Here is a 25900-nt window from a genome sequence, read left to right on the forward strand (position 1 = left end):
TGCCGCGCCGCCCACGCGTTTCTGCACGCTACGGCCTTGTCGGGGGCCGCGTCCATGACTTGTACAACCAGCAACAACTTGCTGACGTTGTGCGGTGTGACAGAAAACGCATCCATGGCGCTGATATGAGTACGGGGCCGCACTGCGGCCCCGGCGGACGGCGACCGGGGCCTCTCCTGTGGGGGGTGGCGGCCCCGGTCGTCCTCCCGATGTCTCCCGTTATGACCTGGGAAGATACGGGCCGCCGCCCGCCGCTGTGACCAAGCGCGTGACCAACCGACCCGGCGCTTCATGCGAGGTGCCTCACATTCGCGGAGACCTCCACGGGGTTCTCACCCGCGTCCAGGTCGTTGGTGACCTTGCTGTGACGCCGGTCGGGGATGCGGAACCGCTCGGGAAGGTCCAGCCTCTCTCCGGCCTGTCGCGCCGTGTCCTGGGACGGGGCAGCCGATCAGTCGCTCGTCACTCTTCCCCCGCACAAGCTGCATCCTCGACGGGTCCTGGCACGTTTCGGCAAGTTCCTCGCTCCGCAGGTCAGTCGTGGGCAAGCTCTGCCACACAGATCGTCATCGGCGTTCGAGGAGAACCTCATGGCCCTGATCAAGCTCGGCAAAGACCCGGAGAGCCCTAGCGGCGGCTCGCCCACGATCTACCTCGACAAGGAGAAGGACAACTACCTCGTGCAGGGGTGGAAGGTGGAGGACACCGAGCGCCTCGGGCAGATGGACATCCCCGGCCATGAGTCGGTGGTGGAGATCCCCCGGCGCATGGTGCAGTTCTTCCTGGAGATGGAGCAGAGCGCCAAGGACGCCGAACCGGAGGTGAAAGAGGATGACGAGGACTCCGACGTTTGAGGAGCTGTTCCGCGACTGCCAGAGGACGGCTGTCCATCTGGAGATGCGCGACGCGTACATGAAGTCGGACCCGGCCTTCATCGACTGGAAGGCCGGTAAGACCCTCGACCCCGCTGAGCGCTGGGCCGGCTGGCACAGCATCGTCACGGAGGCGACCGCACGAGGTGTCGCGGTCCGCCGGGCACGCATCGTGTCGACGCCCGTCAGCGAGTACATCCGCTTCGAGCACGCCGTGACGGACGGGCTGAACATTGCCGCCGGCGAAGACGTGCGCTGGCTCTCGCGCCGCCGAGTGACGGCTGTCGCACTCCCCGGCAACGACTTCTGGCTGTTCGACTCCAGCCTCGTTCTCCTCAACCACTTCGACGGTGAGGGCGAGAACATGGACATGGAACTCACCGAAGACCCAGAGGTGGCGAAGCTCTGCGAATCCGCCTTCGAGGCCGTGTGGACGCGAGCAACGCCACACGCAGAGTTCGAGTTGTCCTGACAGGTCGAACAGCGCCGTCGCGACGACATGACATCGCCATCTTCGAGCGTTCAGGAAGCCCGCAAGGCGCTCGGGAAACGCCTGGCTGAAATCCGGGGCACCACCGGAATCAGCAAGCGGGAATTGGCCAGACGCTGTGGCTGGCACGAGTCGAAGGCTTCGCGCTTCGAGAGCGGTACCCGTGCGCCCTCGGAACGCGACCTTCGCGATTGGTGCTCTGCCTGCGGGGGCGGAGAGCAAGGCCGAAGACCTCATCTCGACAGCCCGCGGAATCGACGGCATGTACGTCGAGTGGCAAAGGATGGAACGCGACGGACTCACGTTGGCGCAGGAGTCGGTGCTCCCCCTGTGGGAACGCACCCAACGGTTTCGCATCTACTCGCCGTGGCTCATCCCTGGCCCGGTACAGACGGCGTCGTACATCACCGCCCTTCTGACTTCCATCCGTGACCGTCGCGGCCTCAAGGACGATGTGCCGGCGGCCGTGAAGGTTCGCGTGGAAAAGCAGAACATCGTCTACGGGAACCACACGTTCGCCATCCTCTTGGAGGAGAGCGCACTCCGGTACCGCATCGGCGGAGCGGACGTGCTGGCAGGGCAGTTGGGATACTTGCTCAGCGTCATGGCGCTGCCCTCGGTGAGCCTCGGGATCATTCCGCAGGATGTCGACCGCATGCTCTGGCCCGTCGAGGGATTCTTCCTGTACGACGACACCACCGTGAACGTCGAGCTGGTCTCCGCACACCTCACCGTCGTACAGGACCACGAACTTTCCATGTATTCGCGGACGTTCGCCGAGTTGAAGGAACTCGCCGTCTACGGCGCGGCAGCAAGGCAGATCATTACGGCTGCGATCGAATCTCTCGGGTGAACTCCGGGCACGTTCCGGCACACTCGTGGAGCCTCGCCTCTCTCCCTTCCTAGCTTGTGCAGCACGGCTCAAATCGTGCTCCGGAGGGGCGAAGCGGTGATGACTGTGGCAAGTACCGGCAAGGCACTGGGAGCAGCCGGAGGAACGGCATTCGCCCCCTCCCCCATCGACGTTGAGACAATCTCCTCGCGCACCGATGTCGTGCTCGCGATGCAGATGGCCACCACAACCCACGCAACCAGTAACTCATCTACCGCGGAAATCTCTTGGCGCTTGCTGCCTACATCTTGCTTGTCACCGCACGACACGAGGAGCTTTGCCATGCGCTTCCGGAAGATCCACGGAGCGGGAAACGATTTCGTCCTGTTCTCCGATCTCGAACCGGGCATCGACAAGGACTGGTCGAAGGAGGCCGAGCGCCTCTGCGCCAGACGAACCGGAGTCGGTGCGGATGGCCTGGTCGTCGGCAGCCTGATTGAGAACAGCCCTGCCCTTCTCGAAGTCGGCTGCTTCAACGCGGATGGGTCAATCGCAGCCATGTGCGGCAACGCCTTGCGGTGTACCGCGTGGGCCGCGCACCGTGATCACGGCTTCCAGGAGATGGGCCTCCGCATGGCGGGGGTCACGCACGAAGCGGTCGTCAGTGACGACTCGGTGTGGGTAACGGCCGAGGTCGGCGCGATCCGCCCGCGACGGGTGCAGGCCATGATCAACGGCAAGCCGACGTGATTCGACAGCGCGTACACGGGCACCGAGCACGTCGTTGCCGTCGTGGACGACGTTGAGGCCATCGACGCCGTTCTGGTGGGGCGATTGATCCGCCATCACGCCGACCTTGCCCCGCTCGGCACGAACGTCAACTTCGTCCAGGCCGCCGGCAACCAGGCGCTCACGATCCGCACCTATGAACGCGGAGTCGAAGCGGAAACCCTGTCGTGCGGCAGTGGAGCCGTCGCGGCCGTCGTCATCGCCACCATGCGGGGACTCGTTTCTGCGCGGCCCGTCACCGTTCACAACCGCGCCGGGGAACCACTCAGCGTCCGGCCACACAGCGACCGGCCGGAGCAAACGCAATGGGTTGGCGGCCCGGTCACCCACACCTTCGAAGGGTTACTCGCATGAGTCTCTTCCTCAACCCCGGCACGGACCCCACTACGCAGAAGGCCGTCCACGACCTTCGCGCCTGGGGGCACACCCGCCAGGGTCTCGGCGTCGCTCTCATCCACGGCCCGGTCTCGGCCGAGGATCGGCTCTACCACTCGAAGTGCCCCGTCGACCAGCGCTCCGTGACCGCCCTGTCCGAGGCTCTGGACGAGATCGGCGCACGCTGGACTGTGCTCAACCCCTGCGCGCCGAGCTTCATCGAGGAGCTGGCCTCGTACGACGTGGCCCTCTCCAACCTCCACGGCCCGTACGGGGAGGACGGACGCTTGCAGGGCCTCCTCGACTACCTCCGGGTGCCGTACTGCGGGAGCGGGGTCTCGGCGTCCGCAGTGGCCGCCGACAAGATCCTCTGCAAGAGGGTGATGCTCAGTCTGGGGGTACCCACCCCAGGCTGGTCCGTATGGTCGGGAGGGCCGGCGGCCTGGACCGGGCGGCCTGTGATGGTGAAGCCGCCCTTCGGAGGCTCCAGCGTCGGCATGAGCCTCGTTCGCGAGCAGGCGGACCTCGGACGAGCGCTGACCGACGCGGCCGGTGAAACGGGAGACGACGTACTCGTGGAGGAGTACCTGACCGGCACGCCGCTGACCGTGGGGCTCCTGGAACTGCCGGGCGGCTCCGTCGCCACCTTTCCGCCGCTGGCGACGGAAGCCACCGACGCCGAGTTCTACGACGCCGACACCAAGCTCGACGCCGACTCCCGTGGAGCCGTCGCCGTGCGGATCGCGGACCTTGCCCCCAAGGCGCTGAGCAAGATCACCCGGCAGGTCAAGAGGCTGTGGGACGGTCTCGGGCTGCGCGGCTCGGCTCGCATCGACTTCATGCTCACCTCGGACGGCCAGCCGTATGCGCTGGAGGTCAACTCCACCCCCGGCATGTCGCGTGACAGCAACTTCGTGGTGGGCGCCGCCACACTCGGCTTCACGCACACGGATGTCGTCCTGGCGATGCTTCACGAGGCGCTCGCCCGCCAGCCGTACGCTGTCCCCCTGCCCACTCCCGCGTTCTCCAGCACCGAGTCGACTCGGGAGGCTGCCGTCTCACCGTAGGAGCCAGCCAGCTGTGCCGCGCGTCCACGATGTCCCCATGTGCCGACAGCTCATCGACGCCGCCGAGTGGGATCTACACGGAGGCTGGGCCCTCGGGGATCGGATCGCATGGTCCAACCGGGCGTGCGGCCTGGCGTCACTCCGGATGATCTTGCTCGCCTACGGGCGCGAAGCTCCAACGGTTACGGAGCTGCTGAAACTCGCGGAAAAGGAGAAGGTCCTGACCCCGCGTGGAGCACTTCACGCGGGGATCGCCAACCTCGCAACCGACCTCGGCGTCCCCTCCCGTGCCGAGCCGATCCCGGCGGGGAACCTCCTCGAACGCCTCGGCCAAGCACCCATGATCGTGTCAGTGACAGAACAGTTCCCCGACGACGGCCGCTCAGGCGGCCACCTCGTAATTCTGCACGGCTACGAGGACGGCCCCGACCCCGCGGTCTTCATCCGAGACCCTTCCGCGTGGGGCCAGACGCATGATCGAGTCCCCCTCAGCCGCCTGTCCCTTTCTTACACGGGCCGCGCGATCACCTTCGCGCCTCTGAACAACGGAGAGTCTTGATGACCGAGGCGGTCGGCGATACGACCGAGGCCGAGGGCGGCCGGAGGATCGCCGTACTCGGGGAGATGCTTGAGCTGGGCGACGGGGCAGCAGAAGCCCACCGCGAGACCGGGCGCTTCGCAGCCGAGAGCGGTGTCGATCTCGTGGTGGCAGTCGGCGGTCTCATGGCGAAGCAGCTCGCCCTCTCAGCGGGCGCGGCAGGCGTTCCGGATATCGCGCTGGTGGGCGACAACACGACCGCTGCCGCCTACCTCGACTCCATCCTCAAGCCCGGCGATGTGGTACTCGTGAAGGCATCGCGCGCCAGTCAGCTCTGGCAGATCGCGCAAGCCCTCACCGGACAACCCATCACCGGCTTCTGAGCCGCCTTCCGCTCGCTCAGCCCCTCGCTGTCTCCTGAACCGGCGGACGGCGACCGGGGCCTCTCCTGTGGGGGGTGGCGGCCCCGGTCGTCCTCCCGATGTCTCCGGGCGGACGCGCCGGTTCGGCGGCGGACCGGTCGGAACCGGTCACCTCACAGCTGCCGGGAACGTCAGCTCTCCGCCCTCGCTCGGCGTGAGACCACCGCGCGCAGTACCCGCTGTCCCTCGGTCGAGTGGTCCATGGCCAGGCGCAGTCCCGGCGCCCCCGGCGTCTCGGCCAGGATCTCCAGGATCCGTATCTGGCGCCGCAGTTCACCGGCGACCAGCGGGCCGACGCCGTACGCGCCCTCGGCCCCGTCCACCGCGTCCGCCACCTCCGCCGTGTCCTCGCGGCAGCGCGCCAGCCGCTCCGCGGCGGCGTCGCTCCCGTCCTCACTCACCGCGTCGAACGTCCGGTGGATCTCCAGGGCGACGACGGAGCAGGTGTCCGCCCAGAGCCGCAGCGGTTCCGCCGACCATTGCGACGGCGCGGAACCGAGCATGGTCCGTACGAGCGCGGTGGTGACGTTCTCGGCGGGTTCCTCGTCGACGGCGTGGTCCAGGGCGACCCTGGCCGCCGCCAGCCGTACGGACCAGTCCTGCTCACCGTCCACGATGCCCGCCCACAGCGGCCGCAGGACATCGGGCTCCTCGGCGAGCAGCGGCAGACACCGGTCGAGGCAGGCGAGCCCGCTCGCGGCCAGACCGCGCTCGTCCGCTTGTGCGATCAGCTTCACCAGGCTCATTCACGTCTCCCGTCGCGGACGCAGTACTGACCCCTACAGCGCCGAACGGCTGGAATACGTCACTCGTAGATCATGCAACCCGGGGCTTTACGCGACGAAGGCCCGGTACGCCGGAATTACCCGCCGCCGAGGAAGGGGAGAAACGGATCTTCGACGAATGAATCCGGCCGCCGACCGCCGGGTGCTGCCCCGAGGCCCGGTCCGGCGGGATCGCGCCGGTGGTGTGCCGGACCCGGGCAGCGGCGTCCGCTACAGCGGCGGGGCCGGCGCGAGCGGTCCCTGCGTCGCCTTCAGGTGCTGCATACGCGTCAGCTTCCGTACGAAGAGGATCGCGAGCACGGCGGCCAGTACATCCACCAGGTCCGCGGCGAACAGCACACCCGCCGCCTCCCTGACCGCGTCGGCCTCCTCTGCCTGGTCGTACATACGAGAGCCGTACCGCCCCAGCAGCAGCGTGCAGACCCACGCCGCCCACCAGGCGTTGACCAGTGCGTACGAGACCGGGCGCCGGCTCCCGTCCGGCTCGTCCTGCGTGCTCGCCGCCCAGATGTCGCCCGCGACCCGGCGCGGCAGCCAGAAGTTGCCGAACGGCACGAACCACGAGCCGATGGCCCAGCCGGGCCCCATCCGGTGCCGGTCCGGGGCGAAGACGCCCGCGTTCTTGCGCACCCTGACGAACCAGATGATGAAGACGACGGCCGCCGCCAGCAGCGCGACGAGCTGCGCGACGCCGGACCCGGCGTAGAGCCAGTCGGCCCGGTCGAGGTCCGCGTCGGTGAACGCGTCGAAGTCCTCGGCCAGGACATCGGACATCAGCCCGTAGACATTGGCCCCGGCGGCCAGCGCGAAGATGTCCGCCGCGATGACCGCGCAGAGAAGTACGACAACGGCCCGCGACAGCCCGACCGGTGAGGCCAGCCGAGGCGGAGCGACAGCGGGCGCGGCCGGGTAGCCGTACGCGGGCGCAGGCGGGGGCGCGAGCGGCGCGAGGTGTCCCGCCGTCCCGCCCGTCCGCGCCCGCTCGGTGGCACATATGTCGCACAGTCCGTCCGCGGTGACCGCGGCTCGCATACGGCAGTCCGTACACAGCATGGTGTGGAACCCCCCAAGGTTCTTGAACGCGCCCTCCCCGGGCGCCAGCGGAAGATATGCGTCCGCCGCACGCCCTGTCCACAGGGTTCGGCACGGCGCGCGGTCCGTATCCGCCGCGCGCCGCGCGCCGCCCGCCCTCCGCCGCCGACTCCGCCGCCGACTCTCCGCCGTCGCCTCAGCCGTTCCCGTCGACCTTCGCGGCGAGCGCCGTGAACCCGCTCCAGCTCAGCGGCGGCTTGCCCGGATCCCAGAGCTTCTGGGACACCGCCGCCAGCGGCAGCCTGATCCCGTTGGCCACCTGGTCCTGGGTCTGCGCGTTCGGGAAGTCGCCCCAGACCGCGAACACTCCGCCCAGGATCTGCTTCGAGTAGCGCGCGGGCACCGCGTTCGTGCCGCGCAGGACCAGCGGGGTCCACTGCTCGTAGATCCGCTGCCCGGTCGGATAGCGGAAGTCGTTGGGCTGGCCGAGCACGTAGTAGAGGTACTCGTCGTTGTAGTTGACCATCGTGCGGCCGGCGCTCAGATACTCCTCCGGCGGCCGCGCCCCGATCTCCTTGCCCGTCCAGTAGGCGACCTGCAGGCTCTTGTCGGCCTGGACGGAACCGCCCCTGAAGATGCCGTCGTTCCACACCCTGAGCTGCCTCTTGAACGGACGCATCACCGCGGCGCGGTCATTCGTCCAGCCGGTCGTCAGATCCTGGACGGTGCCCCCGCTTCCGTACTTCTTGACCGCGAGCTGGGCGAGCTTCGGAAAAGACGCCTGGGGGTCGGCGACGACCAGCGCCTGGTACTCGTCCGCGCCGAGATGCCAGTACGGGCCGGGGAACAGCCCGGCGAACTCACGCAGCAGATCGTCCAGGAGCCGCGCGGACGCCGCCTGGGAGATGTCGATCGCACCGCGCGTGGGCGTGCCGTTGACATTGCGCAGCTGGAGCGCGGGGTACACCTGCAGCACCGCGCCGAGGTGCCCCGGGTTGTCGATCTCCGGGACGACGTTGATGTGCAGCCGCTTGGCCAGCGCCAGGATGTGCCGCACCTCGGCCTTGGACAGGTGCTGCTTGGAGACGATCTCGGGATGGCTGGTGGACTCGATACGGAAGCCCTGGTCGTCGGAGAAGTGCAGCCCCAGCTGATTGAGCTTGAGGTCGGCCATCTCCCGCAGCCGGTCCTCGATCCAGCCCGGGGTGTAGTACTTGCGTGCGATGTCGAGGTTGAGCCCGCGCTGCGGACGGCCGGGACGGTCCCGTACGACGCCTTCCGGCATCGCGCCGTCGGCGCGCACGGACTGCTTGAGCGTGCGGGTGCCGTAGAAGACCCCGGCCTGGTCGGGGCCGGTGATCCGGACCCGGCCGGAGCGCACGCTCAGGGTGTACGACTCCGCCGCGCCGCCCCCGCTCGCGAGGGCCAGCTCGACATCTCCGGCGCGCGCCTTGGCGGTGCCCCGGTAGGCGATCTTCAGCTCCTGGGAGAGCAGCTTGCCCTCGTCGGCGAGTCCCTCGCTGCCGGTCGCGATCACGACCCCGCTCTTCGCGCCGGGCCGCCAGCCGGGACCGCGGGCCGCCTCGTGCGTGCGGACGGAGGGTATGGATCGCGGCGCGACCGAGAGTGCGTACGTCGGTGAGGGGGAGGCCGCGGAGGAGAGGGTGGAGGAACGAGCCGCCGCCGAAGAGGCGGAGGCGGAGGCGGCGGACGCCGACCGCACGTCGTCCGGCGAGCCGGCACGCGCGCCCCCGGAGCCGCATCCCACCACCGTGAAGGTGGCGGCCACCGCGACAACCGTGCCCACGACCTGGGTACCCCGGGATATCCACATCACTCAGAAACCTCCCATGTGCGGGGAAAGCGCGGCAAAAGCATGACGCAGTTACGGCGAAGGTCCCACGCCCACGTCCACGGCGCGCGCTGAAACTCTCCCGTCCGGGTGAAAATCGAGCATCCCTGGGACAATTCACTCCAGGCGTCGATACGGTTACGGCAGATTCATCCGTTCACCGCTCAACCACCGCGTCCGCCATGACGTCTGCCAGGGCGTCTGCCGCATCCGGCACGCCCGGCACGTCCGCCGTCACGTCTGCGCCCCGCGCACGCCGCGTTCGAGGAGCCCATGCTGTCCAGTGCATCCCAGGCCGGCCCTCCGGACGGCCTCCGCCTCCTCAACGCCGCCCCGGCCTGCGCCGCGGAAGCCGCGTTCCTCACGTGCTGCGGCAGCCACCGCTGGGCCCAGCGGCTCGCCGCCCACCGTCCCTACGCCGATCTCGACACCCTGCTCGCCGCGTCCGACGAGGCCAGCTACGACCTCTCGCACGCCGACCTCACCGAGGCGCTCGCCGACGAATCGTCCTCGGGGCCGCCCCGCAGCGCCCCGCCCGCGGCCATCACCGCGCTGCGCGCCGCGCACGCCGCGTACGAGAGCAGCTTCGGCCACGCCTTCGTGATCAGCCCCGACGGACACCGGCCGGAGGAGTACCTCGACCACATGCTGGCCGTCATCCGGACCCGACTCGGCCACGATCCCGACCACGAGCGGGCCGTCGCCGCCGACGAGCTGCGCCGGCTCGCCAGGGGCCGGATCACCCGGCTGCTCGTCCGCCACCCGGGACGCGATCCGGGACACGATCCGGGACGCCAGCCGGGATGCGATCCGGAATGCCCTCCGGAAACCGGCCATTCGGGTGATCGAGCGACGATAGGTTCATATGGAATGCAGGGATTTCGGGCGCCCCAGTAGCCCGTCCGTGGCTGTTTGATTGCCTGTTTGATCACACCTACGGACCCCGGGCGAACGAACCGACAACTCGTCGCTACGATGGCCGGGGCCGGTGGACCGTACCCGGCCGGGCGCGACCGACACCACTGTGCTTGATTGAGTAGAAGATGGCGGCCGGCCCCGATCACCGCTCCCGGAGGGTTTTTCCGTGCCGGCTGGAACGCTGTACCGCGGCCGGGAAGGAATGTGGTCCTGGGTGGCTCATCGAGTCACCGGCGTCCTCATCTTCTTCTTCCTGTTCGTACACGTGCTGGACACCGCTCTCGTCCGTGTCTCCCCCGAGGCCTACGACGACGTCGTAGCGACCTACAAGAACCCGGTCGTCGCGCTGCTCGAGTACGGCCTTGTGGCCGCCATCCTCTTTCACGCGCTCAACGGCCTGCGTGTCATCGCCGTGGACTTCTGGTCGAAGGGCCCGCGCTATCAGAAGCAGATGCTCTGGAGCGTCATGGGCATCTGGATCGTCCTGATGGTGGGCGCCCTCTACCCCGTGCTCGGCCACGCCGCACGCCAAGTCTTCGGGAGCTGAGTCCGCAATGTCTTCGAACAACGCAGTGGCTGACACCTCTTCCCAGATCAGTCCCGTCGAGGGCGCGAGCCTGTACGACGCCGACTTCCCGGCCCCCCTCATCGAGGCGCCGCGCAAGCGCACCGGCAGGACCCCGAAGTCGACCCGCGGCAACTTCGAGATGGCCGCGTGGCTCTTCATGCGGCTGTCCGGTGTCCTGCTGGTCGTCCTGGTCCTCGGCCATCTGCTCATCCAGCTGGTGCTGGACGGCGGCGTCTCCAAGATCGGCTTCGCCTTCGTGGCCGGCCGCTGGGCGTCCCCGTTCTGGCAGGTCTGGGATCTGCTGATGCTGTGGCTGGCGATGCTGCACGGCGGCAACGGCCTCCGTACGGTCATCAACGACTACGCGGAGCGCACCACGACGCGTCTGTGGCTCAAGGGCCTGCTGTACACCGCCACGGTGTTCACCATCCTTCTGGGCTCGCTGGTGATCTTCACCTTCGACCCGAACATCCGCTAAAGCCGGGGCTGGACGAGACCAATGAAGATCCATAAGTACGACACCGTCATCGTCGGCGCCGGCGGCGCCGGCATGCGCGCGGCCATCGAGTCGACCAAGCGCAGCCGTACCGCCGTGCTGACGAAGCTCTACCCGACCCGGTCCCACACGGGCGCCGCGCAGGGCGGTATGGCCGCCGCGCTCGCCAATGTGGAAGAGGACAACTGGGAGTGGCACACCTTCGACACGATCAAGGGCGGTGACTACCTGGTCGACCAGGACGCCGCCGAGATCCTGGCGAAGGAGGCCATCGACGCGGTCCTCGACCTGGAGAAGATGGGCCTGCCGTTCAACCGGACCCCGGACGGCACCATCGACCAGCGCCGCTTCGGCGGCCACTCCCGTAACCACGGCGAGGCGCCGGTCCGCCGGTCCTGCTACGCCGCGGACCGTACGGGGCACATGATCCTCCAGACGCTGTACCAGAACTGCGTCAAGGAGGGCGTGGAGTTCTTCAACGAGTTCTACGTCCTGGACCAGCTGATCGTCGAGGTCGACGGGGTCAAGAAGTCCGCCGGCGTGGTCGCCTACGAGCTGGCCACCGGCGAGATCCATGTCTTCCAGGCGAAGTCGGTCATCTACGCCTCCGGCGGCACCGGCAAGTTCTTCAAGGTGACCTCCAACGCGCACACCCTGACCGGTGACGGCCAGGCCGCGTGCTACCGGCGCGGACTGCCGCTGGAGGACATGGAGTTCTTCCAGTTCCACCCGACGGGCATCTGGCGCATGGGCATCCTGCTCACGGAGGGCGCCCGCGGTGAGGGCGGCATCCTGCGCAACAAGGACGGCGAGCGCTTCATGGAGAAGTACGCGCCCGTCATGAAGGACCTCGCCTCGCGCGATGTCGTCTCGCGCTCCATCTACACGGAGATCCGCGAGGGCCGCGGCTGCGGTCCCGAGGGCGACCACGTCTACCTCGACCTCACGCACCTGCCGCCGGAGCAGCTGGACGCCAAGCTGCCCGACATCACCGAGTTCGCGCGGACCTACCTGGGCATCGAGCCGTACACGGACCCGATCCCGATCCAGCCGACCGCGCACTACGCCATGGGCGGCATCCCCACCAACGTCCAGGGCGAGGTCCTCGCGGACAACACGACGGTCGTCCCCGGCCTGTACGCGGCCGGCGAGGTCGCGTGCGTCTCGGTGCACGGCGCCAACCGTCTGGGCACCAACTCGCTGCTGGACATCAACGTCTTCGGCCGCCGCTCCGGTATCGCCGCCGCGGAGTACGCCGCGAAGAGCGAGTACGTCGAGCTGCCCGAGAACCCGGCGGAGCTGGTCGAGGCGCAGGTCGAGCGACTGCGCAACTCCACGGGCAAGGAGCGGGTCGCCGACCTGCGCCTGGAGCTCCAGGAGACCATGGACGCCAATGTCATGGTGTTCCGTACCGAGCAGACGATCAAGACGGCCGTCGAGAAGATCGGCGAGCTGCGCGAGCGCTACCTGAACGTGTCCGTCCAGGACAAGGGCCGCCGCTTCAACACCGATCTTCTGGAGGCCGTCGAGCTGGGCAACCTGCTCGACCTGGCCGAGGTGATGGCCGTCTCGGCGCTCGCCCGCAAGGAGTCCCGCGGTGGTCACTACCGCGAGGACTTCCCCAACCGTGACGACGTGAACTTCATGCGCCACACCATGGCGTACCGCGAGGTCGGCGACGACGGCATCGAGTCCATCCGTCTCGACTACAAGCCGGTCGTCCAGACCCGCTACCAGCCGATGGAGCGTAAGTACTGATGGCTACCCCGACCCTGGACCGGGTGGAGGCGGCGTCCGCCGCCTCGCACCTCATCACGGTCACCTTCCGGATCCGCCGCTTCAACCCGGAGGTCTCGGACGAGGCCCAGTGGCAGGACTTCCAGATCGACATCGACCCGAAGGAGCGGGTGCTCGACGGTCTCCACAAGATCAAGTGGGAACTGGACGGCACCCTCACCTTCCGGCGCTCCTGCGCGCACGGCATCTGCGGCTCCGACGCGATGCGGATCAACGGCCGTAACCGGCTGGCGTGCAAGACGTTGATCAAGGACATCAACCCCGCCAAGCCGATCACGGTCGAGCCCATAAAGGGCCTCACGGTCCTCAAGGACCTGATCGTGGACATGGATCCGTTCTTCCAGGCGTACCGCGATGTGATGCCCTTCCTCGTCACCAGCGGCAACGAGCCGACGCGTGAGCGCCTGCAGTCCTCCGAGGACCGCGAGCGCTTCGACGACACCACCAAGTGCATTCTGTGCGCCGCGTGCACGTCGTCCTGCCCGGTGTTCTGGAACGACGGCCAGTACTTCGGTCCCGCCGCGATCGTGAACGCGCACCGCTTCATCTTCGACTCGCGTGACGAGGCCGGGGAGCAGCGTCTTGAGATCCTCAACGACAAGGACGGGGTGTGGCGTTGCCGCACGACGTTCAACTGCACGGACGCCTGCCCGCGTGGTATCGAGGTCACGAAGGCGATCCAGGAAGTCAAGCGCGCGCTGATCACCCGCCGGTTCTGACGGCTCGGCCCTGTCCGGGGCCGTTGCCGCTTCGAGGGCCCGTTTCTGTTCGGTACGCCGTACAGGAGCGGGCCCTTGTTGTGTCAGGATCAATGCAGCCGAGAAAGACCACGGAAAGCGGGGAGAGATGACCGAGCCGAATCCGTACGCGGACGGGGAGTACAACTGGGGGCCGCCGCAGCAGCCGGCACGGCAGCCGGGAGCGACGGGCGCCCCGGGGACTCCGGAGTACGACTTCCCGAATCCGACCCTCGCCGACGGCCAGTTGGGCGCGGCGCCCGGCTACGGCTACCCCAACCCGGCTCCCGGGTACGGCTATCCGCAGTCCGGCGCCCCGATGCCCGTACCGGTGGGCGGCGCGGGGGCGCCGCTGGTCTCCATCGGTGACATCACCGTCATGAACGACTCGATCATCACCCCGTCGGGCACGCTGCCGCTCAGGGGCGCGGTGTGGAACGCGACGGACATGTCCCGCACGGAGGAGAAGATCCCGACGCACGCCATCATCCTGGCGGTCGTCTTCTTCCTGTTCTGCCTGCTCGGTCTGCTCTTCCTGCTGATGAAGGAGAAGACGACGACCGGGTTCATCCAGATCACGGTGACCAGCGGCGGCAGGCATCACTCGACCATGGTGCCGGCCAACCACGAGGGAGCCTTCCAGATGGTCATGGGGCAGATCTCCTACGCCCGGTCGCTCAGCAGCATGTGAGTGGGGGGCGGCGACGGACCGGGTACCGGCACGCCGGGTACGAGGTCCGTCACCGCCTTCGTGACCACCCGTCAGCCGGCGACGCTTTCCGCCGCGCCGGGTACGGGCGGAGCCGGCGGGAACGGGATCCCGGCCAGGACCGGGAGAAGCGACTCCTCCTCGTAGTCGAGGTGCGCCGTCAGCTCCTCGGACATCCGGTCCAGCTCCGTGAGGAAACGCTCCGGGTCGGCGCTGCCGAGGTCGGCCAGCAGGGCGAGCAGCTCGCCCTGGATGCGCGCGACCGTACGGTGTTCGTCGCGCAGCCGGTCGAGGGCGCCGGCCAGGTGGGGATGGTGGACCGCGAGCGCCGGGAAGACATGTGCGTCCTCCCCCGTGTGGTGGAACTCCAGGGACTCGCAGAACGCCAGGCAGTGCTGCCGGAGCTGGAGGCCCAGACCCGGCGCCGACGGTTCGCCGGGGCCCTGGTGGGCCGCCCGCGCGGCGAAATGGGCGCCGGCCTCGGCGCGTACGGATCGCAGCTGCGCGCGCAGCCAGGTATGGACCTCGATGAGCTTGTCGGCGAGATTGGTGATCTCACGAGGGCCCCGCGCCTCCTCCTGCGCCTCCCCCGCCTCGGGCTCGGAGCGTTCCAGGACCACGACCGGCAGGATCCGGGAGGTGTTGGCCTGGTAGTCGGCGTAGCCGGGCGCCGCGCGTACCACCCGCGCGAACAGCCGGTCGCGTCGCGCGCCCTCGGCGGGGACCGCGACTGCTTCGAAGACCTCGGTGCCGATCTCCACGCGCACCAAGGGGTGGACGAGCATGTTGTGGTACCAGGCGGGATGACGGGGCGCGCCTCCGGCGGACCCGACGACGAGCAGCAGCTCGCCGTCGCGGACGTAGCCGAGCGGAACGGTGTGATCCGCTCCCGACTTCGCGCCGGTGGTGGTCAGCAGGAGAAGGTCGCCGCCCTCGAAGGGGCCACCGACCTTTCCCGCGTTGGCCCGGAACTCCTCGATGACCGAATGGTTGAAGGACAGGGACATACGGTGTCGGATCTCCAATGACATGGGTGGCCCGGAACTGGACACCGACCGGCATACGGAGCCGTGGACGGTCGCCGGGACAAGGGACTGCGCGCGGACGGCGCGGACGTCAGACGCGTTAGGCGGAGTGAGAACTCATGGCGTCGCCCCTTAATGAAAGGTGCCGCCCACCCACCGACCCACCCAGAGCTCTCTGGTCGGAGTCACGCGACACGCGCACCATTACAGCCACCGGAACGCGGCCTGTCAACGCAGCCCGTCAACGCGGCCGGGCGCGGCCCGGCGTGGGTGTCGCGGCGCGCCCGATCCCCACTTGAACATGTTCAAAAGTAGGTCTACAGTCCAGGACAACAGCTTTTGAACACGTTCAAAGGGAGGGTGGGGGATGGACCTCACTGTTGTCGCGTATCTGGTCTACCTGGCGATCAGCCTGGCGCTCACCGTGTGGGTGGCCCGGACGCTGAGCCGGAACGGACGCGTCTTTCTCGCCGACGTACTGCACGGGAACGAGAAGCTCGCCGAGGCCGTCAACCACCTGCTGGTGGTGGGCTTCTATCTGGTCAACCTCGGCTTCGTCGCGCTCTATCTGAAGAACACCGACACCGTCGAGAACGCCCGCGGGCTCTTCGAGGCGCTCTCGGTGAAGGTCGGTGTCGTCCTGCTCGTCCTCGGGGTGATGCACCTCGGCAACGTGTACGTACTCAACAAGATCCGGCGGCGCGGGATCATGGAGCGCGAGCAGACGCCGCCGGTGCCGCCGCAGGGCTGGACGGGGCCGGTGGCCAAGGGTCCGTGGGCCACGCCGGCCACCGGGGTGTGAGCGGCCGTGGCCAGGGAGTCGAGGCCCGCGCACCGGCTGCCCGCGCACCGGCTGCCCGTACGGCGGCTGACCGTGCTGTACGACGCGGACTGCCCGCTCTGTGTCCATCTGCGGCACTGGCTGCTGCGCCAGCCCCAGCTCGTACCGATCGATCCGGTACCCGCCAACTCGCAGGAGGCGCGGCGGCGGTTCCCGGACCTCGATCACCGCTCCACGCTGAAGGAGATCACCGTCATCGGTGACGGCGGCCAGATCTACCGCGGGACCGCCGCCTGGATCGTCTGCCTCTGGGCGCTGGCCGAACACCGGCCCAAGGCCCACTGGCTGGCCACCCCGGCCGGCGCCCCCTTCGCCCGGGTCAGTGTGCTCGCCGCCTCGAAATACCGGGAGCTGACGGCGGCGCCCTGCGACGGCGTGTGCGAGGCGCCCTCGCCGTCGCATTAGGCTCGGGCAGCGTGAGGGACGAGAAGGACACGCAGGATACGAAGGACGTCAAGGACGCCGTGAAGGACGCGAAGGACCCCAAGGCCCCGAAGAGCGAGCAGACCCGCACGCTCATCCTCGAAACCGCGCTGCGGCTCTTCCAGGAGCGCGGTTACGACAAGACGACCATGCGGGCCATCGCCAAGGAGGCCGGGGTCTCCGTCGGGAACGCGTACTACTACTTCTCGTCCAAGGAACATCTCGTCCAGGGCTTCTACGACCGGATCGCCGCCGAACACCGGGTGGCGGTCCGGCCGGTGCTCAACCGGGAGACCGAACTCGAGGCGCGGATGGCCGGGGTGCTGAAGGCCTGGCTCGACATCGCGGAGCCGTACCACGAGTTCGCCGCCCAGTTCTTCAAGAACGCGGCGGACCCGGAGAGCCCGCTGAGCCCGTTCTCCCCCGAATCGGACCACGCCCGCGAGGCGGCCATCGCGGTCCACCGGGAGGCGCTGGCCGGCTCCCGGTCCAAGGTCGCCGACGACCTGGTGGACATACTCCCCGAGCTGATGTGGCTGTCCCAGATGGGCCTTGTCCTGTACTGGGTCTTCGACCGCTCCGAGGGCAGCGAGCGCAGCCGCCGCCTCGCCGAGCGCGGCGCCCGGCTGACCAGCCGGGGCGTCGCGCTCTCCCGCTTCCGGGTACTGCGGCCGCTCGTACGCGAAGTGCACGAGCTGTTCACGGACTTCCTGCCGGGCATGGCGGAAGTGGCCGCCTCCCGCAAGAAGGGCTGACCGGCCGGAGCCGGCCCACCGGTCAGATCCAGTCCAGCTGCCACAGCCGCCAGATGCCGGTGCCGTCCGAGAGGTACTGCGAGCCCGTGACGTCCTGCGTGCTCAGGACGTAGTCCTTCTTCTGCCACAGCGGCAGGAGCGGCACGTCCTGCGCCACCACCTGCTGCAGGGACTTGAAGTCCGCCGAGGCGCGGGAGCGTTCGCTGAACCGCTGGGTGGACCGGATCAGTTCGTCGACGCGGTCGCTCGCATAGCCGCTGTGCAGCGTGGCGTCCCGGCCGACCAGCGGCTGGATGAAGTTGTCGGGATCGGGGAAGTCCGGCAGCCAGCTGACGGTGTACGCGTCGTACTCCCCGGCGGAGAAGCCCTTCTGGAAGGCCGTCCACTCCTTCTCGACGGTCTTCACCGTGAACAACCCGGTGGCCTCCAGCTGCTCGCGCAGCTCGTCGGCCTCCGGCGCGGCCGAGCCGCCCTCCGCGTGCGCGAGCGTGAAACGCACCGGGGTCGACACTCCCGCGTCCGCCAGGAGTGTCCTGGCCCGCTCGGGATCGGGCTTCGGATAGGCGTCGAAGAACGGCGTGGTGTGGGAGGGGATGCCCTGCGGGATCAGCGAGTAGAGCGGATCGACCGTGGAGTGGTAGACACCGGAGACGATCTTGGGCCGGTCGACGATCGCGGCGACCGCCGCGCGTACCGCCTTGTCGGCCATCGGTGAACCGTCGCGCACGTTGAAGACGAGATTGCGGATCGCGGCGCTGTCGGCCTCGTTGACCCGGATGTCGTCCTGGCTCTCGTCCAGCCCGGCGATCAGCGCCGGGGGCAGCTGGCGGTGGGTGACGTCGACGGTGCGGGCCTTCCACGCCGCGGCCAGCGCGTCGGGCGTCTTGAAGTACCGGACGTCCACCGGACCACCGGTCTCGGCGATCGAGCCGCGGTACGCGGGGTTGGGCTCCAGATGGGCGGTGGCCCCCGGGGCGTACCTCTTGAGGATGTACGGCCCCGAGCCGTCCACCTCGTTGCCCGCGCGCAGTTGGCCCGCCGGGTACTGGGTGCGGTCGACGATCGAACCGGCCCCCGTGGCCACCTTCAGCGGGAAGGTCGCGTCCCCGGAACCGAGGTGGAAGGTGACGGTCTGCCCCTTGGCCACGACCGACTTGAGCGTGGAGAAGAGGGGCAGCGGACCGACATCCGCCTTGATCGCCAGAACCCGGTCGAAGGAGTACTTGACGTCCGCTCCGGTGAGCTTGCGGCCGCCGGGGAAGGTGAGATCGTCCCTGACCTCGCAGCGATAGGTCCGGAGTTCCGTCCCGACGAAGCCGCAGCTGCGCGCCGCGTCCGGCACCGGCATGATCGAACTTGGTTTGAACGTCAGCAGTGATTGGTAGATGTTGCTGAACAACGCCCAGGAGCCGGCGTCGTACGCTCCCGCCGGATCGAGCGAGGTGACCACGTCCGTCGTACCGACGGTGATCGACTTCTGCTCGGCATTGTCGGACGGGAGCAGCTGCCAGCCGCCCACACCCGCAATCACCAGCACAAGACAAGTGATGAGAATCCGCAGACGGATCGGCCGCATTGCTGTGCCCCTCTATCACGCCCACCCCTGACCGTGATGGCGATCACCCAACCACAAGGGTTTCACCAGTGGAAGGGAAATCCCGGCTCTCACAGGCAACAGTCAGGTCAAGGTGTGAGAGCCGGATCGGGGGCCGGCGCAAGAGCGGGAACAAGCCGTCTCCGAGGTCATGCCTGGCGCGAAGCCAGCTCCACGACGGTGATGTCGGAGGGGGCCCCGACACGGACCGGCGGACCCCAGGCGCCCGCGCCCCGGGACACGTACAGCTGGGTGTCGCCGTACCGCTCCAGACCGGCCACGGTGGGGTTGGCGAGCTCCGCGAGGTAGTTTCCCGGCCAGAGCTGACCGCCGTGCGTGTGTCCGGAAAGCTGTAGGTCGACGCCGTGGCGTACGGCGTCGTCGATGACCACGGGCTGATGCGCGAGGAGTACGGACGTCCTGGCCCGGTCGCGGTCGCCGAGCGCCTTCGCGAAGTCGGGGCCCGCGCCCTCGCTCTCGCCGGCGGGGTCGTTGACCCCGGCGAGATCGAAGCCGGGCAGCTCCACGCGGTCGTTCTCCAGGGGCCGCAGTCCCAGCTCCCGCACATGGTCGACCCACGCCTCGGCACCCGAGAAGTACTCGTGGTTCCCCGTGACGAAGAACGTGCCGTGCGGTGCCTCCAGGCCGGCGAGCGGCTCCGCCGCCGGGCCCAGGTCCTCGACGGTGCCGTCCACCAGGTCACCGACGACGGCGATCAGATCGGGCCGGGTGGAGTTGATGGTGTCGACGATGCGCTGGGTGTGCGCGCGGCCCAGGATCGGGCCGAGGTGGATATCGCTGACGACGGCGATGCGGAAGCCGTGGGCGCCGCGCGGCAGCTTCGCGAGCGGGACGGTGAGGCGCTTGACCCGGGGGCCCCGCAGCACGCCGTAGGTGCCGTATCCGACGGTGGCGAGCGCCGCGGTCGCGGCTGCGCCGCCGACGACACGGGAGACGAAGAGCCTGCGGGAGGGCGCGGCGGGCGCGGCCGTGGCACCGACGGCGGCGCCGGCAGGCGGCGTTGACTGCTCTGTCGTACCTTCAGGTATGACCGCGCCCGCCCCGGACGCGGTACGGGCCCCGACCACGGCCGGTGTCTCCGCCGCGACGGCGGATTCCCCGGCAGCTCGCCCGGCCTCCCCGCGCTCCGGCAGCCGCCGCAGCAGCAGGGGCCGTACGACCTCACCCACCACCAGCGCCAGCACCAGGTACAGCAGCACCGCCAGCCACAGGAAGCCCGGCCAGGCGAGTACCTGCTGCAGCCAGAAGGGCGCCCCGGCTCGTCCCGAGCTCACGGCGCCGACGGCCAGGAACGGCATCAGCACGACGGCTGCCGTGCCCAGCCCGCGGCCGAGACCGCGCGGCTTCGTCGTGTCACGCACCAGGCGCCGCCACACGTACCAGTGCGCGGCGACCACCAGCGCGACGGCCGCGACCACCACCAGAACGACCACTACGACCACGAACGGCCCCCTATCCGAGTTGTGTGTGCTGTTCGCGCCGCAGTGCGCGGACGCCACGGAACCCGATCACTCCCACGGCCGTCCCCAGAAGGAAGGACACGATGGCGAGCACCAGATGGACCCAGAAATATCCGGTCGGATCACCGGCGTCGTCGAAGGCGAGTCCGCTGCCGTCCTGCCACAGGTTCTTGACGAAGGTGATCCAGATGAACCAGCTCCAGATACCGAACGTGAGCAGGAACCAGGACACGGGACGGCTGAGCTTCATATGCTCAGTATCGCCGCCGCCCTCCGGGCAGCCGCAGCGGGGTCCTGAGGGCCGGGGGCCGGACCAGCTGTCGGAATCGATGTCCGCGCCATGTACGTTTCCGATCGTGTCCGCTCTGAAAAAGACCGCCCTGACGGTCATAACTGCCGCGTTGCTGCCCGTGCTTACCGCCGCACCCTCGTCCGCGGACAGCACGTCCGACGGTCCTGACGAGAAGCAGCCCCAGCCACCCGTCGCCATGTCCACGGTCGGCGGGGCCAAGCTCGGTCTGGCGGGCACGCAGGTGAATCTCGGCCCCGGCGTCCCTGTCCTGCCCAAGGAGCTGAGCGGCCGGTCCTGGATCGTCGCGGACGCCGAGTCCGGCGCGGTACTGGCCTCCCACAACGCCCACTGGCGACTGCCGCCGGCCTCCACCCTCAAGATGCTCTTCGCGGACACGCTGCTGCCCAAGCTGCCCAAGGAGGAGAAGCACAAGGTGCGGACCGCCGAGCTGGACAGCGTGGGCGAGGGCAGCAGCCTGGTCGGGGTGAAGGAAAACCTCACGTACAGCGTCCACGATCTGTGGCTGGGCGTCTTCCTGCGCTCCGGCAACGACGCCGTGCACGTGCTCTCCGAAATGAACGGCGGGATCCCCAAGACCGTCCGGGACATGCAGCAGCACGCCGATGATCTCCAGGCGCTCGACACGCATGTGGTCACGCCCGACGGCTACGACGAGAAGAACCAGGTCTCCAGCGCGTACGACCTCACCCTGTTCGCCCGCTCCGGTCTGCAGAAGAAGGACTTCCGGGAGTACTGCTCGACCTCTTCGGCCAAGTTCCCCGGCGAGCAGAAGAAGGGCAAGAAGCGCGAGACCTTCGAGATCCAGAACACCAACCGGCTGCTGACCGGCACCAGCGGTATCCCGGCCTACAAGGGCATCGCGGGCGTGAAGAACGGCAACACCACCCACGCCGGCTCGACCTTCACCGGAGTGGCCGAACGCAACGGCAAGGTGCTGCTGGTCACCGTCATGAACCCGTCCTCCGGCGAGGGCCAGGCGGTCTACCAGGAGACAGCGCGCCTGCTGGACTGGGGCTTCGCGGCGGCGGGCAAGGTCAAGCCCGTCGGCGAACTGGTGGCTCCCAAGTCGGTGAAGTCGAGCGCCTCCCCGGCCCCGACCAAGGCGGGTGCCGACCAGGCGGGTCCGAGCGGCGCCGCCAAGCCGCGGGCCGCGTCGAGCGGCGGCTCCGGCGGCGCCGGGATCGCCCTCGCCATCACGGGCGGGGCGATGATCGTACTGGCGGGCGGGGTGTTCCTCGTCAACCGGCGCTGGCCGCTGCCCGACCTGGTCCGTCGCCTGCCGCGTCCCTGACGCCCTGCTGCTCCTTGCTGGGAGTCGCCGTCCAGGCGGCGCAGAACAGCAGCAGTTTCGCTGTGAAGTTGATCCACAGCAGCAGCGCCACCGGCACACCGAACGCGCCGTACATACTCTTCGCCGCCACGTCCTTCATATAGCCGCCGAGCAGCAGCTTGAGCAGTTCGAAGCCGACGGCCCCGACGAGTGCGGCGACGACGAGCCGGTGGCGTGACGGCTGCACCCGGGGCAGCAGCGTCAGGACGTACAGCAGGATCAGGAAGTCGGCGAGGACCGCCACCGCGAGCGCGGCGATCCGGAGCAGCACACCGCCCGCCCCGTCCTCGGGGATGCCGAGCAGGCGGACGGTCCAGCCGACGGCCGTGGAACCGAAGGTGGAGGCGCCGAAGGAGGCGAGTCCGACGACGCCCAGGCCCAGGAGCACCACCCCGTCCTTGGCCCTGAGCAGGACCGGATTGCCTTCTTCCGCCTCGTCCAGCTCCCAGACGGCCCGCAGGCACTCCCGCATCGAGCCGACCCAGCCGATACCGGTGAAGAGCAGCAGCGCGCCGGCCACCACCCCGACCGTGCCGGCGTTGGCCACCAGACCGCCGATGTCGAGCTGCGATGAGATGCCGGGCACCTGCTTCGTGACGGTGTTCTGCAACCGGTCGAGCTGGTCCTGGCTGAGGAGCGCGGCACCGATCGCCGCGCCCACGGTGATCAGCGGGAAGAGTGCGAGAAAGCTGATGAAGGTGATGGCGGCGGCCAGGCGCGACCAGTGGACCCGATCGAGCGTCTCGTACGAACGCCAGGCGTGCGTCCGCATCAGCCGGGCCATGAGCGGGCCGATGACGGGGAGTTTTTTCAGCCAGTCCATGAAGGAGACCTACCCCCGGATCGCGGAACCAGTGGGCGGGCTCCCCGGCACTCACCCGACCACCCATTCATACGAGCAGCGCGACAAAGGCGCTGAATAATGCGGTATGGGGCGATACGGTCACCTCCATGTCTGCCGACGCCGCTGCCGCCACCGATGCCGAGACGACCGGGTACGGCCCCGACTCCTTCGTCTCCCTGACCGGCTGGGGCCGCACCGCACCGACGACCGCCCTGCTGGTCCGCCCCCGCTCGTACGAGGAGGCGGCCGACGCCGTAAGCGACAGCGGGACACGGGGCTCCATCGCGCGCGGTCTCGGCCGGGCGTACGGCGACGCGGCGCAGAACGCGGGCGGCTCCGTCCTCGACATGACCGCCCTGGACCGTATCCGCACGATCGACGCGGCGGCGGGTGTCGTGGTGTGCGACGCGGGGGTGAGCCTGCACCGGCTGATGGACGTGCTGCTGCCGCTCGGCTGGTTCGTACCGGTGACGCCCGCGACCCGCTATGTGACGGTCGGCGGGGCGATCGGCGCCGACATCCACGGCACGAACCACGAGGTGGCCGGCTCCTTCGCCCGCCATGTGCGGGCCCTGGAGCTGCTGACCGCCGACGGCGAGGTCCGTACGGTCCTGCCCGGCACCCCGCTCTTCGATGCGACAGCGGGCGGCATGGGCCTGACGGGCGTGATCCTTTCGGCGACCGTACGACTTCACCGCGTCGAGACCTCCCTGATGTCCGTCGACACCGAACGCGCCACGGACCTGGACGATCTGCTCGCCCGCCTCACCGCGGCCGGCCACCACCACCGCTATTCGGTCGCCTGGATCGACCTGCTGGCGCGCGGGGCGGCCCTGGGGCGCGCGGTGCTGACGCGTGGGGAGCACGCGCCGCTGGACGCGCTCCCGGCGCGCGCCCGGCGGCGGCCGCTCGCCTTCCGGCCGGGACAGCTCCCGGCCGGCCCCGCCTTCGTACCGCCAGGGCTGCTGGGACGCGCCGCGGCCGGGCTCTTCAACGAGCTGTGGTACCGCGGGGCGCCGCGACGGCGGACCGGCGAACTGCAACGGCTCTCGGCGTTCTTCCATCCGCTGGACGGTGTCCCGCACTGGAACCGGCTCTACGGGCGGGCCGGCTTCGTCCAGTACCAGTTCGTCGTCGGGTACGGGCAGGAGGAGGCCCTGCGGCGGATCGTGCGGCGCATCGCGCGGCGCGGCTGCCCGTCCTTCCTCGCCGTACTCAAACGCTTCGGCACGGGGGATCCCGGGTGGCTGTCGTTCCCGATGGCCGGCTGGACGCTGGCCCTGGGCCTCCCCACGGGGCTGACCGGCCTCGGCTCGTTCCTCGACGAGCTGGACGAGGACGTCGCGGCGGCGGGCGGCCGGGTCTGCCTCGCGAAGGACGCGCGGCTGCGGCCGGATCTGCTGACCGCGATGTATCCGCGCGTGGACGAATTCCGCGCGCTGCGGGCCGAGCTGGACCCGCGTTCCGTCTTCACCTCGGACCTGTCCCGCCGGCTGGCCCTCTAGACCCCTCTCCCCCGGCCCCCGGCCCCTAGCCCCGTAGCCCGCGAGCCCCCCAAGGAGCACTGAACGATGAAGGACGCCTTCGGCACCCCGCAGTCCCTGCTCATCCTCGGCGGTACGTCGGAGATCGGTCTCGCCACCGCGCGCCGGCTGATCGCCCGCCGGACCCGTACGGTCTGGCTGGCCGGCCGCCCCTCCCCCGCCCTGGACCGCGCGGCCGGCCGGCTGCGGACCCTGGGCGCGGACGTCCGTACGGTCGACTTCGACGCCCTGGACCCCGCCTCCCACGAGGAGGCGCTCGGGAAGGTCTTCGCGGAGGGCGACATCGACATGGTGCTGCTCGCCTTCGGCGTCCTCGGCGACCAGGCGCACGACGAGGCCGAGCCGCTCGCGGCGGTCCGGGTCGCGCAGACCAACTACACCGGCGCGATCTCGGCGGGGCTGGTGTGCGCGGGCGCGTTGCAGACGCAGGGGCACGGTTCGCTGGTGGTGCTGTCGTCGGTGGCCGGCGAGCGGGCCCGCCGCGCCAATTTCATCTACGGGTCGAGCAAGGCGGGGCTCGACGCGTTCGCCCAGGGGCTGGGGGACGCCATGCAGGGCACGGGGGTGCAGGTGATGATCGTGCGGCCCGGCTTCGTACGGTCGAAGATGACGGCCGGGCTGGACGAGGCGCCGCTGGCCACCACGCCGGAGGCGGTGGCGGCGGCCATCGAACTGGGGCTGCGGCGGCGCTCGGAGACGGTGTGGGTGCCGGGGGCGCTGCGGGTGGTGATGGCGACGCTGCGGCATCTGCCGCGGCCGGTGTTCCGCAGGCTGCCGGTCTGAGGTCCCGGAGCCCGGCTCAGAGCCTGTCGGGTGACCTTCGATCGCCCGATCAGAGGTCATCCGACAGGCTCTCAGGGCAGCGAGGCGGGGTGGTCGACGGGGGCGCTCTGCGAGGGCACTACGGAGGTCTCCCCGTCGCCGCCGAACGCGTACTCGTGCAGCTTGCGCCACACGCCGTCGGCGCCCTGCTCGTAGAGCGCGAAGGAGGCGCAGCTCCACGCCGCGCCGTACTCGGACAGCTCCTCGTAGGCGCGGTCCATCGCGTCCTCGGCGATGCCGTGCGCCACGGTCACATGGGGGTGGTACGGGAACTGGAGCTCACGGACGAGCGGTCCCGTGCTGTCCCTGACCCGCTTCTGCAGCCAGGCGCAGGCCGACGCGCCCTCGACGACCTGGATGAAGACGACCGGCGAGAGCGGGCGGAACGTACCGGTACCGGACAGGCGCATCGGGAACGGCCTGCTGGCCGAGGCGACCTCGGCCAGATGCGCCTCGACCGCGGGCAGCAGCGAGGCGTCGACCTCGGTGGGCGGCAGGAGGGTGACGTGCGTGGGGATGCCGTGCGCGGCCGGATCGCCGAAGCCCGCACGCTGCTCCTGGATCAGGCTGCCGTACGGCTCCGGGACCGCGATCGAAACGCCGAGCGTTACGGTCCCCACATCGTTCTCCTCAGTCCGTGTGCCGGGTT

At 69.2% G+C, this 25900-nt stretch carries 28 protein-coding genes and 2 pseudogenes; 21 read left to right on the forward strand and 9 right to left on the reverse strand.

Annotated features, from left to right (window positions below):
* The first annotated feature begins 590 nt into the window (after positions 1-590).
* The 9 genes and pseudogenes from ACFVWW_RS24350 (at position 591) to ACFVWW_RS24390 (ending at position 5346) form a co-directional block, all read left to right on the forward strand.
* Positions 591-854, forward strand: a complete 264-nt coding sequence (locus ACFVWW_RS24350) for a hypothetical protein (protein WP_383914685.1) — start codon at positions 591-593, stop codon at positions 852-854.
* On the forward strand, positions 832-1344 hold the full coding sequence (locus tag ACFVWW_RS24355; protein ID WP_386877950.1) for a DUF6879 family protein: 513 nt from the start codon (positions 832-834) through the stop codon (positions 1342-1344). The genes ACFVWW_RS24350 and ACFVWW_RS24355 overlap by 23 nt, the downstream gene beginning before the upstream one ends.
* Before the next feature lie 27 nt (positions 1345-1371).
* A pseudogene (locus ACFVWW_RS24360) lies at positions 1372-1524 on the forward strand (helix-turn-helix domain-containing protein); the annotation flags it as partial.
* Between the two features lies 1 nt (position 1525).
* Positions 1526-2215: a DUF5753 domain-containing protein gene (locus tag ACFVWW_RS24365; protein ID WP_386877951.1), complete on the forward strand. Its 690-nt coding sequence runs from the start codon at positions 1526-1528 to the stop codon at positions 2213-2215.
* A gap of 321 nt (positions 2216-2536) precedes the next feature.
* Positions 2537-2944: a hypothetical protein gene (locus ACFVWW_RS24370; protein ID WP_386877952.1), complete on the forward strand. Its 408-nt coding sequence runs from the start codon at positions 2537-2539 to the stop codon at positions 2942-2944.
* Positions 2945-2965: 21 nt separating this feature from the next.
* Positions 2966-3337: pseudogene (locus tag ACFVWW_RS24375) on the forward strand (diaminopimelate epimerase); the annotation flags it as partial.
* Entirely contained in the window at positions 3334-4425 is a 1092-nt protein-coding gene (locus ACFVWW_RS24380) for an ATP-grasp domain-containing protein (RefSeq protein ID WP_386877953.1), read from the forward strand. The pseudogene ACFVWW_RS24375 and the gene ACFVWW_RS24380, both read left to right, overlap by 4 nt.
* A 37-nt stretch (positions 4426-4462) precedes the next feature.
* Positions 4463-4984, forward strand: coding sequence for a C39 family peptidase (locus tag ACFVWW_RS24385; protein ID WP_386877954.1), 522 nt, complete (start codon positions 4463-4465; stop codon positions 4982-4984).
* Entirely contained in the window at positions 4984-5346 is a 363-nt protein-coding gene (locus ACFVWW_RS24390) for a glutamate ligase domain-containing protein (protein ID WP_386877955.1), read from the forward strand. Before ACFVWW_RS24385 ends, ACFVWW_RS24390 begins: the two co-directional genes overlap by 1 nt.
* A gap of 170 nt (positions 5347-5516) precedes the next feature.
* Here the strand turns inward: ACFVWW_RS24390 and ACFVWW_RS24395 are convergent, their stop codons facing one another.
* The 3 genes from ACFVWW_RS24395 to ACFVWW_RS24405 all read right to left on the reverse strand — a co-directional run bounded on the left by ACFVWW_RS24395 (position 5517) and on the right by ACFVWW_RS24405 (position 9036).
* Complete coding sequence (locus tag ACFVWW_RS24395; protein ID WP_384182329.1) at positions 5517-6131, reverse strand: hypothetical protein; 615 nt, start codon at positions 6129-6131, stop codon at positions 5517-5519.
* A gap of 249 nt (positions 6132-6380) precedes the next feature.
* The gene (locus ACFVWW_RS24400; protein WP_384182331.1) at positions 6381-7202 is read right to left on the reverse strand and encodes a DUF4328 domain-containing protein; all 822 of its coding nucleotides are present in this window, start codon (positions 7200-7202) and stop codon (positions 6381-6383) included.
* A 196-nt stretch (positions 7203-7398) separates the two neighbouring features.
* A complete protein-coding gene (locus tag ACFVWW_RS24405) occupies positions 7399-9036 on the reverse strand; it encodes a glycoside hydrolase family 20 protein (protein WP_384182477.1) in 1638 nt (545 codons plus the stop codon).
* A 291-nt stretch (positions 9037-9327) separates the two neighbouring features.
* Between ACFVWW_RS24405 and ACFVWW_RS24410 the strand changes: the two genes are divergently transcribed.
* The 6 genes from ACFVWW_RS24410 to ACFVWW_RS24435 all read left to right on the forward strand — a co-directional run bounded on the left by ACFVWW_RS24410 (position 9328) and on the right by ACFVWW_RS24435 (position 14261).
* Positions 9328-9951 carry a 2-oxo-4-hydroxy-4-carboxy-5-ureidoimidazoline decarboxylase gene (locus tag ACFVWW_RS24410; protein ID WP_386877956.1) on the forward strand — a complete coding sequence of 208 codons (624 nt, stop codon included), beginning with the start codon at positions 9328-9330 and terminating at the stop codon, positions 9949-9951.
* Between the two features lie 187 nt (positions 9952-10138).
* Positions 10139-10519 (forward strand): succinate dehydrogenase, cytochrome b556 subunit, encoded by a 381-nt coding sequence (gene sdhC / locus ACFVWW_RS24415; RefSeq protein ID WP_384182336.1) that lies wholly within the window; start codon positions 10139-10141, stop codon positions 10517-10519.
* Between the two features lie 7 nt (positions 10520-10526).
* Positions 10527-11018: a succinate dehydrogenase hydrophobic membrane anchor subunit gene (locus ACFVWW_RS24420; RefSeq protein ID WP_384182339.1), complete on the forward strand. Its 492-nt coding sequence runs from the start codon at positions 10527-10529 to the stop codon at positions 11016-11018.
* A gap of 21 nt (positions 11019-11039) precedes the next feature.
* Positions 11040-12794 (forward strand): succinate dehydrogenase flavoprotein subunit, encoded by a 1755-nt coding sequence (gene sdhA, locus ACFVWW_RS24425; protein WP_384182342.1) that lies wholly within the window; start codon positions 11040-11042, stop codon positions 12792-12794.
* Positions 12794-13552 carry a succinate dehydrogenase iron-sulfur subunit gene (locus tag ACFVWW_RS24430; protein WP_384182343.1) on the forward strand — a complete coding sequence of 253 codons (759 nt, stop codon included), beginning with the start codon at positions 12794-12796 and terminating at the stop codon, positions 13550-13552. The genes sdhA and ACFVWW_RS24430 overlap by 1 nt, the downstream gene beginning before the upstream one ends.
* 127 nt (positions 13553-13679) lie before the next feature.
* The gene (locus ACFVWW_RS24435) at positions 13680-14261 is read left to right on the forward strand and encodes a hypothetical protein (protein ID WP_384182345.1); all 582 of its coding nucleotides are present in this window, start codon (positions 13680-13682) and stop codon (positions 14259-14261) included.
* A gap of 71 nt (positions 14262-14332) precedes the next feature.
* On the opposite strand, the gene ACFVWW_RS24440 is transcribed toward ACFVWW_RS24435, so the two are convergent.
* On the reverse strand, positions 14333-15286 hold the full coding sequence (locus tag ACFVWW_RS24440) for a nitroreductase/quinone reductase family protein (RefSeq protein WP_386877957.1): 954 nt from the start codon (positions 15284-15286) through the stop codon (positions 14333-14335).
* 385 nt (positions 15287-15671) lie between these two features.
* Between ACFVWW_RS24440 and ACFVWW_RS24445 the strand changes: the two genes are divergently transcribed.
* The 3 genes from ACFVWW_RS24445 to ACFVWW_RS24455 are packed head-to-tail and all read left to right on the forward strand — an operon-like array spanning position 15672 to position 17323.
* A complete protein-coding gene (locus ACFVWW_RS24445) occupies positions 15672-16106 on the forward strand; it encodes a hypothetical protein (protein ID WP_384182350.1) in 435 nt (144 codons plus the stop codon).
* Between the two features lie 6 nt (positions 16107-16112).
* Positions 16113-16550, forward strand: a complete 438-nt coding sequence (locus ACFVWW_RS24450) for a thiol-disulfide oxidoreductase DCC family protein (protein ID WP_384182352.1) — start codon at positions 16113-16115, stop codon at positions 16548-16550.
* Between the two features lie 59 nt (positions 16551-16609).
* Positions 16610-17323, forward strand: coding sequence for a TetR family transcriptional regulator (locus ACFVWW_RS24455; RefSeq protein ID WP_386878147.1), 714 nt, complete (start codon positions 16610-16612; stop codon positions 17321-17323).
* A gap of 22 nt (positions 17324-17345) precedes the next feature.
* Here the strand turns inward: ACFVWW_RS24455 and ACFVWW_RS24460 are convergent, their stop codons facing one another.
* From ACFVWW_RS24460 to ACFVWW_RS24470, 3 genes are all read right to left on the reverse strand, one after another.
* Complete coding sequence (locus ACFVWW_RS24460) at positions 17346-18899, reverse strand: ABC transporter substrate-binding protein (protein ID WP_386877958.1); 1554 nt, start codon at positions 18897-18899, stop codon at positions 17346-17348.
* A gap of 167 nt (positions 18900-19066) precedes the next feature.
* Positions 19067-20380 carry a metallophosphoesterase gene (locus tag ACFVWW_RS24465; RefSeq protein ID WP_384182358.1) on the reverse strand — a complete coding sequence of 438 codons (1314 nt, stop codon included), beginning with the start codon at positions 20378-20380 and terminating at the stop codon, positions 19067-19069.
* Between the two features lie 10 nt (positions 20381-20390).
* On the reverse strand, positions 20391-20648 hold the full coding sequence (locus ACFVWW_RS24470) for an SCO4848 family membrane protein (RefSeq protein ID WP_384182361.1): 258 nt from the start codon (positions 20646-20648) through the stop codon (positions 20391-20393).
* Between the two features lie 79 nt (positions 20649-20727).
* Between ACFVWW_RS24470 and ACFVWW_RS24475 the strand changes: the two genes are divergently transcribed.
* Positions 20728-22002 (forward strand): D-alanyl-D-alanine carboxypeptidase family protein, encoded by a 1275-nt coding sequence (locus ACFVWW_RS24475; RefSeq protein WP_386877959.1) that lies wholly within the window; start codon positions 20728-20730, stop codon positions 22000-22002.
* Here ACFVWW_RS24475 and ACFVWW_RS24480 read toward each other — a convergent pair.
* Positions 21950-22864, reverse strand: a complete 915-nt coding sequence (locus ACFVWW_RS24480) for a YihY/virulence factor BrkB family protein (protein WP_384182366.1) — start codon at positions 22862-22864, stop codon at positions 21950-21952. The two genes, ACFVWW_RS24475 and ACFVWW_RS24480, sit on opposite strands and share 53 nt — an antisense overlap.
* Before the next feature lie 128 nt (positions 22865-22992).
* Between ACFVWW_RS24480 and ACFVWW_RS24485 the strand changes: the two genes are divergently transcribed.
* The gene (locus ACFVWW_RS24485) at positions 22993-24390 is read left to right on the forward strand and encodes an FAD-binding protein (RefSeq protein WP_386877960.1); all 1398 of its coding nucleotides are present in this window, start codon (positions 22993-22995) and stop codon (positions 24388-24390) included.
* A 66-nt stretch (positions 24391-24456) separates the two neighbouring features.
* Positions 24457-25212 (forward strand): decaprenylphospho-beta-D-erythro-pentofuranosid-2-ulose 2-reductase, encoded by a 756-nt coding sequence (locus ACFVWW_RS24490; RefSeq protein ID WP_384182372.1) that lies wholly within the window; start codon positions 24457-24459, stop codon positions 25210-25212.
* Between the two features lie 71 nt (positions 25213-25283).
* On the opposite strand, the gene ACFVWW_RS24495 is transcribed toward ACFVWW_RS24490, so the two are convergent.
* Positions 25284-25871, reverse strand: a complete 588-nt coding sequence (locus ACFVWW_RS24495) for a 2'-5' RNA ligase family protein (protein WP_384182375.1) — start codon at positions 25869-25871, stop codon at positions 25284-25286.
* Positions 25872-25900 lie beyond the last annotated feature (29 nt).

The organism is Streptomyces sp. NPDC058198 (assembly GCF_042882605.1).
Taxonomy (GTDB): Bacteria; Actinomycetota; Actinomycetes; order Streptomycetales; family Streptomycetaceae; genus Streptomyces.